The sequence below is a fragment of the Paracoccus sp. MBLB3053 genome, assembly GCF_031822435.1.
GTDB classification, from domain to species: Bacteria; Pseudomonadota; Alphaproteobacteria; order Rhodobacterales; family Rhodobacteraceae; genus Paracoccus; species Paracoccus aurantius.
Map to the genome: position 1 here is coordinate 323,778 of NZ_JAVQLW010000004.1, position 12,966 is coordinate 336,743.

At 62.2% G+C, this 12,966-nt stretch carries 14 protein-coding genes and 1 pseudogene; 6 read left to right on the forward strand and 9 right to left on the reverse strand.

The window, feature by feature from the left end:
• Positions 1–406: 406 nt before the first annotated feature.
• The 6 genes and pseudogenes from RGQ15_RS22450 to repA form a co-directional block, all read right to left on the reverse strand.
• Positions 407–523: pseudogene (locus RGQ15_RS22450) on the reverse strand (IS481 family transposase); the annotation flags it as partial.
• 383 nt (positions 524–906) lie between these two features.
• A complete protein-coding gene (locus tag RGQ15_RS20100; protein WP_311162617.1) occupies positions 907–1,197 on the reverse strand; it encodes a hypothetical protein in 291 nt (96 codons plus the stop codon).
• A 25-nt stretch (positions 1,198–1,222) separates the two neighbouring features.
• Positions 1,223–1,666, reverse strand: coding sequence for a hypothetical protein (locus RGQ15_RS20105; protein WP_311162619.1), 444 nt, complete (start codon positions 1,664–1,666; stop codon positions 1,223–1,225).
• A 41-nt stretch (positions 1,667–1,707) separates the two neighbouring features.
• A complete protein-coding gene (repC, locus tag RGQ15_RS20110) occupies positions 1,708–2,877 on the reverse strand; it encodes a plasmid replication protein RepC (protein WP_311162621.1) in 1,170 nt (389 codons plus the stop codon).
• Between the two features lie 170 nt (positions 2,878–3,047).
• Positions 3,048–3,968: a plasmid partitioning protein RepB gene (gene repB / locus RGQ15_RS20115; RefSeq protein WP_311162623.1), complete on the reverse strand. Its 921-nt coding sequence runs from the start codon at positions 3,966–3,968 to the stop codon at positions 3,048–3,050.
• Complete coding sequence (gene repA, locus RGQ15_RS20120; RefSeq protein ID WP_311162639.1) at positions 3,968–5,152, reverse strand: plasmid partitioning protein RepA; 1,185 nt, start codon at positions 5,150–5,152, stop codon at positions 3,968–3,970. The genes repB and repA overlap by 1 nt, the downstream gene beginning before the upstream one ends.
• Positions 5,153–5,399: 247 nt before the next feature.
• Here repA and RGQ15_RS20125 point away from each other — a divergent pair, with 247 nt between their 5' ends.
• Complete coding sequence (locus RGQ15_RS20125) at positions 5,400–5,639, forward strand: AbrB/MazE/SpoVT family DNA-binding domain-containing protein (protein WP_311162624.1); 240 nt, start codon at positions 5,400–5,402, stop codon at positions 5,637–5,639.
• Complete coding sequence (locus RGQ15_RS20130; protein WP_311162625.1) at positions 5,636–6,040, forward strand: PIN domain-containing protein; 405 nt, start codon at positions 5,636–5,638, stop codon at positions 6,038–6,040. Before RGQ15_RS20125 ends, RGQ15_RS20130 begins: the two co-directional genes overlap by 4 nt.
• On the opposite strand, the gene RGQ15_RS20135 is transcribed toward RGQ15_RS20130, so the two are convergent.
• Positions 6,037–7,068: a tyrosine-type recombinase/integrase gene (locus tag RGQ15_RS20135; RefSeq protein ID WP_311162626.1), complete on the reverse strand. Its 1,032-nt coding sequence runs from the start codon at positions 7,066–7,068 to the stop codon at positions 6,037–6,039. The two genes, RGQ15_RS20130 and RGQ15_RS20135, sit on opposite strands and share 4 nt — an antisense overlap.
• A gap of 347 nt (positions 7,069–7,415) precedes the next feature.
• Positions 7,416–7,691, reverse strand: a complete 276-nt coding sequence (locus RGQ15_RS20140; protein ID WP_311162627.1) for a hypothetical protein — start codon at positions 7,689–7,691, stop codon at positions 7,416–7,418.
• Positions 7,692–7,881: 190 nt separating this feature from the next.
• On the opposite strand from RGQ15_RS20140, the gene RGQ15_RS20145 reads away from it, so the two are divergent.
• The 3 genes from RGQ15_RS20145 (at position 7,882) to RGQ15_RS20155 (ending at position 9,708) form a co-directional block, all read left to right on the forward strand.
• Entirely contained in the window at positions 7,882–8,502 is a 621-nt protein-coding gene (locus RGQ15_RS20145; RefSeq protein ID WP_311162628.1) for a hypothetical protein, read from the forward strand.
• A gap of 146 nt (positions 8,503–8,648) precedes the next feature.
• Positions 8,649–9,035 (forward strand): hypothetical protein, encoded by a 387-nt coding sequence (locus RGQ15_RS20150; protein WP_311162629.1) that lies wholly within the window; start codon positions 8,649–8,651, stop codon positions 9,033–9,035.
• Positions 9,036–9,228: 193 nt separating this feature from the next.
• A complete protein-coding gene (locus RGQ15_RS20155) occupies positions 9,229–9,708 on the forward strand; it encodes a HugZ family pyridoxamine 5'-phosphate oxidase (RefSeq protein WP_311162630.1) in 480 nt (159 codons plus the stop codon).
• Between the two features lie 46 nt (positions 9,709–9,754).
• Here the strand turns inward: RGQ15_RS20155 and RGQ15_RS20160 are convergent, their stop codons facing one another.
• A complete protein-coding gene (locus RGQ15_RS20160; RefSeq protein ID WP_311162632.1) occupies positions 9,755–11,785 on the reverse strand; it encodes a TonB-dependent receptor domain-containing protein in 2,031 nt (676 codons plus the stop codon).
• A 144-nt stretch (positions 11,786–11,929) separates the two neighbouring features.
• Here RGQ15_RS20160 and RGQ15_RS20165 point away from each other — a divergent pair.
• Positions 11,930–12,966: hemin-degrading factor (locus RGQ15_RS20165; protein WP_311162633.1), on the forward strand; the 1,037-nt coding region annotated here is incomplete at its 3' end.

The following is a 12,966-nucleotide window of genomic DNA, read 5'->3' on the forward strand; positions in this document are numbered from 1 at the left end:
GGCGCAACCCTGCGGCATTCGACGCACATTTGTTCCTGAAATGTTCCAAGCGTTTTCACGTGGCGGCAGCGTGAGGACCTTCTGCAAGCTCCTGACCCGAAGGCCGGACGCGATGCGGCAGCAGTTCCGTGACGATGTGGAAACCGGTGAGGATCTGGTAGAGGAGACCGCGAACATTCCCCCGTTCGCTGCGATCTGGCCGGATGGGCTTGTCACGAAACTTCAGCGTTCGTTTGGATCTGGCGAGCATCGCATTGTGGATCGGTTGGGCAATTCCTCACTCAGTTACAAACGCGACCGCTTTCCAGTTCATTTCCCATGCCATCTGGCTCCATGCCCGGTTCGATCTGAGCCAACGCGAAGCGTAAAGGTGCTGCCGTGATCCTCAGCGGTCAAGATGAGGATGCCGTTTGCGCCACTTCGCAACTGTCTTGGGATTGACGCCCAGATCCCGGCTGAGAGTCGCGAGCGAAGCCTGCGATCGAAGGGCCTGCCCGCGGGTTTTAGGCTGGCCCCTGGGCAAGCTGACATTCGCTTCCGGCGCAGCCTTCTTATTACGGGCCCCCGCCCCGGGCTTTGGCAATCCGCCATGTCAAGCGTGCCAGTATGCGATCCGATTACCTCTTACGGCTCTTGATCATCAGCGGCCCTGACGATCCGTTCCCGAGGGCAGTTGTTCTGTTCAGATCGCGGATCAACGAAGCTGATCTCGTGGCGGTCCAAAAGTGCAAAGGCATCGCTTTCGACATCGGCCTTGGCCCCGATCCTTCACGTGCCATAGCGGATGCGTTGATCCGCCGTGTAGCCCCGCATCGAATGGATGGGGCTTCGTAGGATGGGCTGCAGCCTGAAACCCTGCCACGCCTCGCAGGCATCTGCGCATTCACCGCGTCCCGTTCCCTGCCTTCAAGATCCGGGATCGAGGGTGCCGTGATGTTTCTTGGCCGACATATCCCGCCCTTCGCCGTGATGTCTGGAAAAATCTCGGGCCAGTTCGGCCAACGTCAATTCCGCGAAGCGATCCAGCAGCAGGGGCTCGGCTTCGGCAAAGATCCCTTCCAGCGCTACATTGATCGCCTGTTCGACCGGGCAATGGGGGCGTCGCTCCGGTTTGCGATGGCAAATATCGGAGGCTCGCCCAGGGCGTCGTGCAGCCTGCGCAGACCGACGTTGTAAAGCGAGGCCGAATTGCGCCATCCGTCTGCATGTCCTCTCTCGGCCGTCACGATCCCGCATCCCTGAGAAGGCCCATTCTGCGACGCACCACGACCGGATTTGTGCCCAGGCACTGTGCCAGCGCCTTGGATGTCATAGGCCCGTTTTGCTGGACCATGTGCAGCACTGCGTGAAGAACCAGGGAAACTCGGCTGCCTCGTTTGATGTAATGATTGCTGTTGCGATTTGATTTCGAGGTCAAGCGATCCTCTTGCCCTGCCGCGGGAGGCACTGCGGGATCACGGCCCGTTTCATCTTCCGCAATCGCGATCGGGATGTTGACAGCTGTCAACTCAGTGCGAGGGTGGACGAAACGGATGTTTTCGACCAGACGATTGGCGGAGAGAGAGAATGCCAAATTCGCGTTCTCGCAGGCCGGAGTTATGAGGACGGCGGCGCGGCCATCACGCGCGACCCCGTCGTGATGCGGATGGTTGCCGGCATGGATCATTGCCATCCCTGAAACACCCCGACACTTGAAGTTGACAGCTGTCAACTCTGGGGCTGCGCTTTGTTCGATTGCAACAAAGCCCGGATCATGGCAGCCGGTGACACCTCGCCGCTGATTGACTTATCGCCCAGTACCCGCAGATATGCCCCCGGACGCCTGATCGTGGACACGCGTTCAAGAATGAAGGCAATCGCAATCGCGGCGGCGGGTTCCCCCATCTTCTGCCGAGTGGTGTCCCAGCTTTGCGTGTCGATTCCGAGCATGGGTCGAACAAAACTGGCGGCGTTCAGGAAATCTCGCCATGTCCGGATTGGTGTGGGGCTGAACTGGGTCAACTCTGGCACTGCCTTCAAGACTATTTTCAAGGGGAGATCATCTTTTGGCCTTCCCGATATTTTTGCCGCCTCATCCTCTGTGCAGCGTTCAGATTCTTGAAGATATGGTTCTGAATTCTGAATGTGCCGCTCATTTTGGGTGTCATCGCCGCTCGTTTTCTTTGCTCGAGAGGGAAGGAATTGGCCGATAGCCGTCAGCAGTGCGTTGACGCGGACGGCCAGTTCCTCGAGCTCGGGCAGCTCGAGTTTCCGGCGCAATTGGCGATGCAAATCGGCCAGTCGCTCGGCAAGGCCCATGGTTCCGGAAACCGTACTATCGGCGGCATGGGTCATGAGCTTTGCGACGTCGCGCAGCTGAACGGTGATCTTTTGCCGAATGGCCTGGCTCTGAATCCTGGCCTCGCGAGCATCCTCGGCGGCCTTGCTGACTTCGCTCCAGCGGATGAGCAGGGGGCGAAGGTCAAAGCCGAAGGCGATCCGGGCGTGGCCCGTGGAAGCCCGGGTCGCGTAGCGCTTGCCGTTCGGGCTGTCGTGCCGCAGGATCAGCCCGGCACCGACCAAAGCCGCCAGATGACGTCGCAGCGTGCTTTCCGGCATGCCATGGACCCGCCCCGAAAGCGACCGGTTCGAGGGAAAGACGATCAGCGCGTCATCATCCGTCAACAGTTTCGCAGGATGAAACGAGAGAAGCGCTGCCAGAACGGCCAGGTCGCGGTCGCTGATACCGAAGGCCTTTCGCGCCTCGGTGAGCTCGCGCAGCACAAGCCATTTGTCCGGCGTTTCGCATGGGGCAGGGGCCTCGGCAAGCTCTTGCCGTTGCAGATGGGCAGCCGTCACCGCCCGCCGCCCAAAGGGCGTCGTGGAAATATGCCTCATTTTCGTAATCACTAGGCAATAAGGTCTCGCCCGCAGGGAAACATGCGGTTGACATCTGTCAACTTTTGCCGCTATCTTCGAGGTGCTAGATCGAGAGAACGGCCCTTCGGGATTTTCCTGGGGGGCTTTTCTTTTGCCTTGTCGTGCCTCCTTGTTGTTACTGCTCGGTTTTATTCCCCTTCATCCGCGGGCTTCTCGGAAAGCCAGTCACGGTGGATTGATTTGAGGTTGCGGATGAGCCATTGGGCAAACTCCGCGCTGTCACCCTCCAATTCGATCACGGTCTTCTTCGCGGCCTGCCGCGCGCGTCCCAGCGGATTGCCCGCATCGTCCCGCAGGATCTCGGACTGCACCTTGGTTCTTGGTGCCGCCAGCGCTGCGAGAACAGCGGCAAAACGCGCATCCGAATTCGGGCCGACGGCAGCCGCGACCAGATCGGCCGATGAATGTCCCCGGGCTTTCTGAGCCAGGCTCAGCCAGCGATCCCGACCCGCCAAGGGCGCGGCACCGATTGCGTGGATCAAGGGATCGGGCAGGGCCTCGATCACCGTCAACATGCGCGAGATCACGGTCTTGTCGATGGAAAGTGCATCGCAGATGATCTTGCGATCAAAGCCGGCCTTGGCCATTTGCGCCGCGAAGTTGGCTTTCTCGATAAAGCTCAGATCCTTGCGCGCCGAGTTTTCCTGTCCCTGGGCGACGATGACCTCTTGATCGTTCAGCGTGCGCACCATGGCCTTGACCGGCATGTTAAGCGCCCGCATCGCCTGAACCCGCCTGCGGCCAAAGACGACCTCATAGCGCTCCTCGTGGTTCGGGGAATGCCGCAGCAGAACCGGAACCTGCTGGCCATATTCCCGGATCGAGTCCTGCAGCACCTCGATGCCGGCAGGGTCTTCGTCCAGGCGGTCGTGCAGGCCCGCGTGATCGATCAGGTCGGGCGCGACCTCGATGATCGCGCGGCTTTTCAGCTCGCTGATGGATTTTGAGACGGCCCCGATGGCGCCGCGCTCAAGCCGGGGCGCCGTCTGGCCCGGTTCGCTTCGTTCCGGGGCGCTCATCAGGTTCTTCAAAAGATCCTTGCGTGCCATCATGCCCCCTCGCGGCCCCAGGCCGCCTGAATTAGTCCCTCGATCTCGCCGTTCACCGCGTTCAGGCTTTCGATCGCGCGCTCGTAGGTCGCGCGGGTGAACTGGGTCTTCTCGACCTCGTAAAGCGTCTGCTTGGTGATACCGGCATCCGAGATGGCGGTCGATTTCAGCACCGGATGGTTCAGAACATGTTCGCCGAACATGGAGCGCATAAAGCTAACCATCTGATTTTGCGGGCCATCCCCAGGTTCGTAGCGGGTGATGACATAACGCATCCAGTCGTAATCCATGCTGCCGCCCGCATCCGCGACCACGCCAAGCAGGTTCGAGGTCATCAGCAGGAACTGGCACATCGACATGACGTCGAGCATCTGCGGATGCACAGTCACCAGAATGGCCGTGGCTGCCGAAAGCGCCGACATGGTCAGGAACCCCAATTGAGGCGGGCAATCGATGACCACGACGTCATAGTCACTTTCGACCTCGGCCAGAACGTCGCCGATCCTGGTAAAGAAGAAATTACCCGAGCGTTCGCGCAACGCCATGGGCGTTGCATGTTCGAATTCCATCAGGTCGAGATTGCCGGGGATCAGGTCGAGATTGGTGAAATAGGTCTTCTGAATGACCGAGCGCAGCGGCACCGGGCCGTCATAGCGGATCGCATCATAGATCGTCCCGCCGTCGAGCAGGTCGAATTCGGGCTGTACGCCGTGCAGGGCGGAAAAGCTGGCCTGTGGGTCAAGGTCGATCCCCAGCACGCGATAGCCGTCCAGCGCCAGTTTCTGCGCAAGATGGGCCGCAGTGGTGGTCTTGCCGCTGCCGCCCTTGAAATTGATCACCGTGATGACCTGAAGATGGTCGCTCTCACGCCGGCCGGGCAAGTAGGTTCCCGGAGATTTCGCCCCTTTTTCAAGAAGCCGGCGAAGCGCCAGGATGTCGGCGGGGCTGTAATAGCGACGCCCCCCGGCCCGTGTTTCGGGCGAGGGGCCCTTGCCTTCAAGATCGAGCTTTCGCAGATACGCATCCTTGACGCCAAGCAGGTCGGCCACCTCGCCCGAAGTGAACTTGCGCAGCTCGCGCCGCGCATCGGGCGGAAACAGCTGTTCCCGATGGGCCTGCAGTCGCTGCGACAGGCCCTCTGCATGCGCGCCCACAAGCTTGTCGATCCGCGTCTTCGGCCGCATATTGTTCATTGGCCTGTCCTCGTTTCGTAAGTTTGGCCGCGTCGCCTGCTCGGTAGTTACGCTTTCGGCCGTCTTATTCTGTTTGTGGCGTAATTGATGCGCGCAGAATTTGATTCTGGCAAGAGATTTTCGCAACGTTGGCAATGCCCTGACGGACGCTTCTCAACCGAAGCCCGCTGACGCTGGTTGCGACAAGTAGGGAAAACCCCTATATCGTAAAGAGAAATCGCAAGACGGATTACCTTCCATGTCGGAATCAACGATCAGCATCAAGGGGCAGACCACCCTGCCGAAAGCCGTGCGCCAGGCGCTGGATCTCGGCCCGGGGGACAGGTTGCGCTATGTGATCCTGGACGATGGCCAGGTGCGGATCATGCGGAGGCGGCCGGTCGTCGATCTGGCTGGCCTGCTGCATCGGAAGGGGCAAGGGCCCGTTTCGCTCGAAGACATGGACGCGGCCATCTCCGAGGCGGCGCGCCGGGGATGATCGGCATTGATACCAATGTGCTCATCCGGTTTCTTGTTCAGGACGACCCGGTCCAGGCGGCGCAGGCCAGCGGCCTTTTTGCCAGCCTGACCGAGGCCGAGCCGGGTTTTCTGTCGCGCGAAGTCATGGTCGAAATGGTTTGGGTGCTCGAGCGCGCCTATCGGCTGGCGCGAAAGGACATCGCCGATGCGGTGGACGGCTTGCTAGCCGCGCATGAGATCATTGTCGAAAGCGCCGATCGTGTCGGGCTTGCGAATGAACGCTACCGGCTTGGTGGCGCGGGTTTTTCAGATCACCTGATTGCCCTGACATCGCGGGAGGCTGGCTGCGACCGCATCTACAGCTTTGACCGCAAGGCGATTTCATCGGCCGGCATGACCGCGCTGGTGGCGCAGGCCTAACCCAGCAAGTCGGCCGCCGGGTTTTCGGCGATATCGACATCAGCATAATAGCTTTGCGCCTGCTGCACCGAGCGGTGCAGCGAAAGTTGCATGGCGGCGGCCAGGGGCGTGCCATCCAGCGCGGCCTGGGTCAGAAAGCCTGCGCGCAGCCCGTGCGGGCTGGCAAAATCATGCGGATATCCGGCCAGCACCAGGCGATGGCGCAGCAATTCGCGCAACCCGTCGGCGCTGAGCCGACGGTTCAGCACCCGGTCGGCCTGGCTCACCGGGCGAAACAGCGGGCCCTCGGCAATGCGCGCCACCGCGATCCAGCGCATCACGGCGCGGGCGGCGCGACCTTTTAGCGGCAGGCGCGGCGCGCGATCGGGCCCGCTGGTCTTGGTCGTCAGCAGGCGCAGGCGCAGCAGCCCGCTGTCGCGAAACTCCCGATCATCGACATCGTCGCGGTTCAGCGCCACGATCTCCGAGCGCCGTCGCCCGCCCGAGGCCCAGCCCAGCATCAGGCAGGCGCGGTCGCGCATACCGCGATGCGAGTGATCGCAGGTCGCCAGCATCGCCTCGAGCACCTCGCGGGTGATCGGATTGCCGGACTTGCGTGCCCTCGGTCGCGCTGTCGCCCGCCGCGCGCGGCCTCGGGCCTGGGCGACAAGAGGCGTCTCAAAAGGCGAAGTCAGCCCCTTCATACGGTGGAACGCCCGCCAGGAGGCGATTCGCCGATCCAGCGTCGCCGCTGCGGGGCAGGCGAGGGAGCGCCGCAGCCCGGCGGCGATAAGGGCCTCTGCGGTCTGCCGTGCCGGACCCTGGGCGTCGTACAGATCCTGCGCGTGATCGAGCAGGAAACGCAGTGCGACCTCTTCGCGCTCTGGCCAGTCCAGAGCCTTTTCGAAGCTGGCGCGCTTCCATGCCGCGATATAGGCCAGGTCGCGTTCCCAAGCGCGCAGCGTGTTTTCCGGCGTGCCGCGCCGGTAAAGCTCGAGCAGCGCCGCCGCATCTTCGGGGGCGAGGGCAGGGGGAATGATCAACTCCATGCGGGATATTCTGGCGCGATCCGGGGTATGACTCAAGACTCGTGATAATGCGAACTTATCGGGGGTGAGGCGACGATGCGCCCATCCTCCGTGTAATCCGCATAACGAGGTAATTTGGCGGGATGAGCGTGATAAGACCCTCGTTCATTGGGTCATTGGAGGCGTCACGTTCACGGTGTGCTCGGGCAAGCGGGGCAGATTCCGGGCCAGGCTGTTGCGCTACAGATGATTGGGTCATTCAAGATCATACGCGCCCAAGCTCGGACGATGCCGCTGGGGTGCTGAGGCCCGACGCTTTGCCTCGGCTCGCTGTCGATCTTTCACAGCGGCTTGACGCGCTCGAAGCGTCAGATGGCCGAGTTATGGGACAAGATCAAGAGGTCAGAGATTGCCCGCACTCCTTTGCCGAGAACCAGGATCTGCGTGACGAGATTGCGCGGCTGGAGAACTTGCCGCCGCGACTCCCGTTCAAACCCTCCGGCATGGAGAAGGCCACCGAAAAGGAAGCCCGCAAGAGCAGCGGTGCAGGGCGGCGGCGTGGCGAGATGCGCGACAAGGGCCACGTCACCCGCGAGGAGGTCCTGGCGGTGGATGTGCCCTCGGGATCGCGCTTCAAGGGCCATGAGACCATCCTGGTTCGGGACCTGGCGATCTCTGTGGACCTCATTCCGCTATCGGCGGGAGCGCTGGCTGACGCCGGAAGGCAAGCGGGTCATCGCCCCCTTGCCGGAGGGGCTTCTGGGGGAATTTGGCGCCAACCTGCGCCGGTTCTGTCTGGCGCTGCATGCCCAGGGCCAGGTGACGACGGAACGGATGACCTCGATCCTGAACGGGATCGGAATGGACATCTCCAAGCGTCAGGTGGTGCGCATCCTGACCACGGGCCTCGATGGTTTCGTGGCGGAGGATCGGGAAATCCTGCGCACAGGCCTGGCGGCGGCGCCCTATATCAGTGTCGATGACACCGGGGCCCGCCATGCCCATCGCGACGGGATCACCACCCAGATAGGCGGCGCGCGGTTCAGCGTGGTCCGCGCGGGTCACTCAAGGTTGCGACTGACCTTCCTCTCTCTCTCTCCAGCGCGCGGCGCCCGAAGTTTACATGATCAAACGATTTGGCACTCGATGCCAATGCAAGGTGGCGCCGGATATCATCTGCAGGCTTGCTGGCCACCCGAGACATTCGCCTCGCAGATGGCGTGTTATGATCACTTGTTGAGGCTGCGCCTTGACGTTTTCGACTGCACGCTGATGCGCGAGATCACTGAGGCCGCGATCTGGGGTGCCGTTCGTCATCACGGGCCGATGGGCAACACGGTGGTCGTGTCCGACGACGCGGGACAGTTCCGCATTCCCAGCCATGCCCAGTGCTGGGTGCATGCTGAGCGGCGGCTGCTAAAGCTGATGCGAAAAACACTTGGAGCAGACGCGTAAGCTGGAGGCGATAGGGGACGAGATCTGGGCCTCGACCACGATCTGAAGCTCTGCAAGCAGAAGCCCTCCGTGGTGGATGGACCGTCCTAGCTCAACGTTTCGACGACATCTTCGGGCAACGCACGCGTTAGAACGAGTTGGGTCAGTTGCTGGCCCGCCTGCTCAGGCGAAAGAGCGAATTGTTGAAGGTGCTTGAGCGCCCCCAGATCCCGCTCCACACCAATGCCACCAAAAACGACCTGCGCGCCTGTGTCACCAAGCTCCGGATCTCAGGCGGCAAGATGAGCGCCGAAAGCAGCCAGGCAAGCGACATCATGCTCGTGCCGATGAGGACCTGCCAAAAACTCGGCATTTCCTTCTTCGCATATATCGGCTCCCGCTTCGGCCTCAACGGGAACGCCGAGTGCATCCCGCCGCTGGCCCGATCTGGTAAGCGCGCAACCGACGTAAACTCATACCGCCCCGGAAGCTGCCGCAGTTATCGTCAAGGCCGGAAGCAGGCTGCCTGCAGATCCGGTCACCCATCACGCTAACAGAGATCCGCGTGTTTCCGGCGATGGGCGAGGCAAGAGGCCTTATCGGGTTTGCCTGTCCGCTTCGGCTCGATGATGCGCGGAAGCGCGTAGACCATCATGCACCAAGATTGAATCTGGACCATCATAGCAGGTATGCCGATTCGGCGGCGAAGGCTTGTGCCTGCTGGCCTCCACCTTCAGATTGCGCCTTATGAAACAGGAACCCATTCGCCCGACCGATGACGAGGCCCGCGCTTTGGCGCGGCGTCTTCTTGCCAATATGCGCCATGCCAATCTGGGCACGCTAGATCCCGAGACGGGCACGCCGCTGGTTACCCGGATTGCCGTTCAGATCGACGAAAGTGGCGTGCCTGTCGCTCTGCTGTCGGGCTTGGCCGCGCATACCCGGGCCTTGCTTGCCGATCCGCGTGCGGGGCTGCTTGTCACCGACGACGAGGCCGCCAAGGGCGATGTCATGACCCATGCCCGCCTGTCCGTCCTTGCACAGGCCGAGCAGGTGCCGACCACGGCCGAGATGCGGGCCGCATGGCTGGCGCAGGACCCCAAGGCCAAGGTCTATATCGACCTGCCGGATTTCCGCTTCTGGCGGCTTCTCCCGCAATCAGGTCTGCTGAATGGCGGCTTTGGCCGTGCCTTCAAGCTGTCGCCGGCGGATATGCTGCGCGCCTGAGGCAATGGACAAGGCCCACCCGGGGCGGATGGGCCTTGCCGTGTCGTCAGAAGCTGCGCGACAGCGACAGCTTGAAGTTCCGGCCCGGAGCCGGGCCACCCAGCCAGCTTGCGGGCGTGTAATCGGTATCGGTCACGTTATCGACGCCCATATGGACCTCGATCCCCTCGGCGATGCCCGATTGCGGGGACCACGAGGCGAAGACGTCATGCACGCCATAGCCCGCGCGGTGTTCCCCATCGGGCTTGTCGCGACCTGCGGCCAAAGTGCTGCGCGCGCCAAGGCGCCAGGCCTCGTTCGCGTTCCAGACCGCTTGCAGCATCACGCGATTGTTCTGCAGGTTGTCCTGATCGACGCCCTCGGTTACGGTCACGGCCGCGCCCAGTTCCCAATCATTGAGCAGATAGCTGGCCTCAAGCTCGCCGCCGCGCAGATAGGCGCGCTCGACATTGGTGTAATAGGCCATCGGCCCCGCACCCGCGCGGATGATCATGTCGTCGATATGGTTGCGATAGAGCGTCAGTTTCATCACCGCCTGATCGCCCTCGGCCAGAATCGAGCTGCCGGTGTACGAGGTCCCGATCTCGATGTTCTTGCCCTTTTCATCCTTGAGATCCGGGTTCGGGTTGGTGACCATCGAGCCGTCGTAAAGCTCGTCCACGGTCGGGATGCGGTTCACGAAGGCGACCGAGCCAAAGACCGACCAGGCATCGTTCAGGCGATAGATTGCGGCGATCTGCGGCTCGACCGCCTCAAATTCGCGATCCTCGGCGTCAAAGCTGACACTGTCCTTGGGCTCGGTGCGCTGTCTTTCATAGCGCAGACCGGAATTCACCGTCAGCTTGTCCCAGGTGATTTCGGACAGTGCGAAAACCGACCAGCCATTGGTATAGCCCTCGGGATGGGACGAGGACGGCACGCTGGACGAGCGGTCCTGCTTCCAGATCTCGGCCCCGGTGGTCAGGAAATGCTCGTAGCCCGCGCCCGAAATGTCGGCGGTATTGTCGAGCTTGAATTTCCACAGGCGGTAATCGCGCTTGCCAAGGAAGGCGGTCATGATCGGCTCGGCGGGGTCGTCACCCTGCTGCACGTCCTTCATGGTATTTGTGTAGGATAGCGTCGCGGTCATGTCGATGTAGCGGTTTTCGGCAGGGTTCCAGCCCCAGACCAGCCGCGCGGTCTGGTCGCGTGTGGTGATGTCGCCCACACCCCAGGAGAAGCCCGGATAATACAGGTCCTTCTGCGCGCCGTGCATCTGATCGAAGTCCTGATTGTCGCCCTTGGCCTCAAGATGCTGGTAGGAGAAGGCGACATATTGGTCGCCGAAGGTCTTCTTGGCCTTCAAGAGCAGGTTCGGGGTGTTCGAATCCGAGCGGATCGTGGTGTTGCCCTCGGAATCCTTGGTGTCGCCCAGCTTGCGCCAGGCAAAGGCCGCCACGCCCTCGAAATCCGCGACCGGACGCCAGCCAAGGGCAAGGCTGCCCAGCACCGAATCCGGGTTCGAGGCAATACCGATCTTTGCCCGCCCGCCGAATTTCTTGCCGTCCTCGATCAGGTCCGAGGCCTCGATCGTCTCCATCGCGATGACGCCGCCAAGCGCGCCCGCGCCGTATAGCGTGGAAGATCCGGGGCCGCGCAGCACCTCAACCTGACGCAGGAAGTCCGGTTCGACGAACAGCGCGCCCTGGCGGTAGGATTCGTAGTATTTTTCCTCGCCATCGATCAGCTGAACGATCCCGGCCTCGCCGCCGGCCAAGCCGTTTGCGCCAAAGCCTCGAATGTTGAAGCCCTGCCCAAAGAAGCTGCCCGAGCCGGTCCCGGCCACGCCCGGAACCGTGTCCAGCACTTCGCCGATATGGATCGGCGCGATGTCGTCGAACTCTTTTTCGCCCACGACCGATACGGATTGCGGCACTTCGGAGGCTACCTTGGGCGTCCCGGCGCGCAGGACCAGCGGGTCAAGCAGGGTGGCAGCGGGTGCGGTCGTGTCCTGCGCATAAGCCGGCAGGCCAAGGCAAAGCGCGGTCAGGCAAGTGGTGCCAGCCAAGAAGGCGGCACGAATGGAATGGTGTGACATCATGTCCCCGAGTCGATTTTTCGTAATTTTGGGCTGGCGCGGGGCTGGCATCTTGCATCGGAGTAAAATTCATGAGTAAAATTGTCAATAATTCAAAGTGCCTCAAGCCGGACTGCCAGGGGACATCATTCCAAGAAGGCTCGCATGACCGATCATTCCCCCGCCGCCCTGCGCCAGATCATCGCCGAGGATACTGGCCGCCCCGTTGACCTTGCCGCCAAGCTTGGCCTGCCCGAGGCGCAACTGGTCGCAGCCCAGGTCGGCCATGGCGCGCTGCGCATCGACCCCACACTGGGTCGACTGATCCCCGCGATCCAGTCCTTGGGTGAGGTCATGGCCCTGACCCGCAACCGCTCCTGCGTGATCGAGAAGGTCGGGACCTATAATGATTTCCACGATGGCGATCATGCCGCCATGACGCTGGACGCGGAAATCGACATGCGCTTTTTCCCGCGCCACTGGGTCCATGCCTTTGCCGTGGAAAAGCAGACTGATGCGGGCGTGAAGCGCTCGATTCAGGTCTTTGACGCGGCGGGTGATGCGGTGCACAAGGTTCACCTGCGCGAGGTGTCTGACCTGGATGGATGGGCAGCATTGAAGCGCGAGCTGGCCGTAGGGGATCAATCCGACAGCGCCGCATTTGCCGCGCGCGAACCGGTCGAACCGGCCAACGCCCCGCTTGACCGCGTCGATGCGCTGCGCCGCGAATGGGCCGAGATGACCGACACGCATCAGTTCAACACGCTGATCCGCCGGCTCAAGATGAACCGCCTTGGGGCCAATCGCGTGGCCGGCGCACCGTTTGCGCGGCCCTTGGCCGTTGCGGCGGTTCCGGCGCTGCTGGAACGCGCCCATGCAGATGGCGTCGGCGTGATGTTCTTTGTCGGCAACATGGGCTGCATCGAGATCCATTCGGGCCGGATCGAGTCGCTTAAGCCGATGGGGCCGTGGCTGAACGTGCTGGACCCGCGTTTCAACCTGCATCTGCGCGGTGACCATGTCGCCGAGGTCTGGGCGGTCAACAAGCCGACCAGGCGCGGCCCGGCCATCTCGGTCGAGGCGTTCGATGCGGAAGGCGCGCTGATCTTCCAATGCTTCGGGCTGCGTCCCGAAAAGGGCGGCGATGCCGCCCAATGGGCGGCGCTGGTCGAGGGTCTTCCAGCCCTGGCCGAGGCTGCGGA

What these genes read in the sequence shown, in the direction of transcription:
- RGQ15_RS20100 (WP_311162617.1), bottom strand. Translation starts at nt 1,197, where the DNA reads ATGGCGCAATTCGGCCTCGCTTTACAACGTCGGTCTGCGCAGGCTGCA.
- RGQ15_RS20105 (WP_311162619.1), bottom strand. Translation starts at nt 1,666, where the DNA reads ATGATCCATGCCGGCAACCATCCGCATCACGACGGGGTCGCGCGTGAT.
- repC (WP_311162621.1), bottom strand. Translation starts at nt 2,877, where the DNA reads ATGAGGCATATTTCCACGACGCCCTTTGGGCGGCGGGCGGTGACGGCT.
- repB (WP_311162623.1), bottom strand. Translation starts at nt 3,968, where the DNA reads ATGGCACGCAAGGATCTTTTGAAGAACCTGATGAGCGCCCCGGAACGA.
- repA (WP_311162639.1), bottom strand. Translation starts at nt 5,152, where the DNA reads ATGCGGCCGAAGACGCGGATCGACAAGCTTGTGGGCGCGCATGCAGAG.
- RGQ15_RS20125 (WP_311162624.1), top strand. Translation starts at nt 5,400, where the DNA reads ATGTCGGAATCAACGATCAGCATCAAGGGGCAGACCACCCTGCCGAAA.
- RGQ15_RS20130 (WP_311162625.1), top strand. Translation starts at nt 5,636, where the DNA reads ATGATCGGCATTGATACCAATGTGCTCATCCGGTTTCTTGTTCAGGAC.
- RGQ15_RS20135 (WP_311162626.1), bottom strand. Translation starts at nt 7,068, where the DNA reads ATGGAGTTGATCATTCCCCCTGCCCTCGCCCCCGAAGATGCGGCGGCG.
- RGQ15_RS20140 (WP_311162627.1), bottom strand. Translation starts at nt 7,691, where the DNA reads ATGGCCCTTGAAGCGCGATCCCGAGGGCACATCCACCGCCAGGACCTC.
- RGQ15_RS20145 (WP_311162628.1), top strand. Translation starts at nt 7,882, where the DNA reads ATGACCTCGATCCTGAACGGGATCGGAATGGACATCTCCAAGCGTCAG.
- RGQ15_RS20155 (WP_311162630.1), top strand. Translation starts at nt 9,229, where the DNA reads ATGAAACAGGAACCCATTCGCCCGACCGATGACGAGGCCCGCGCTTTG.
- RGQ15_RS20160 (WP_311162632.1), bottom strand. Translation starts at nt 11,785, where the DNA reads ATGTCACACCATTCCATTCGTGCCGCCTTCTTGGCTGGCACCACTTGC.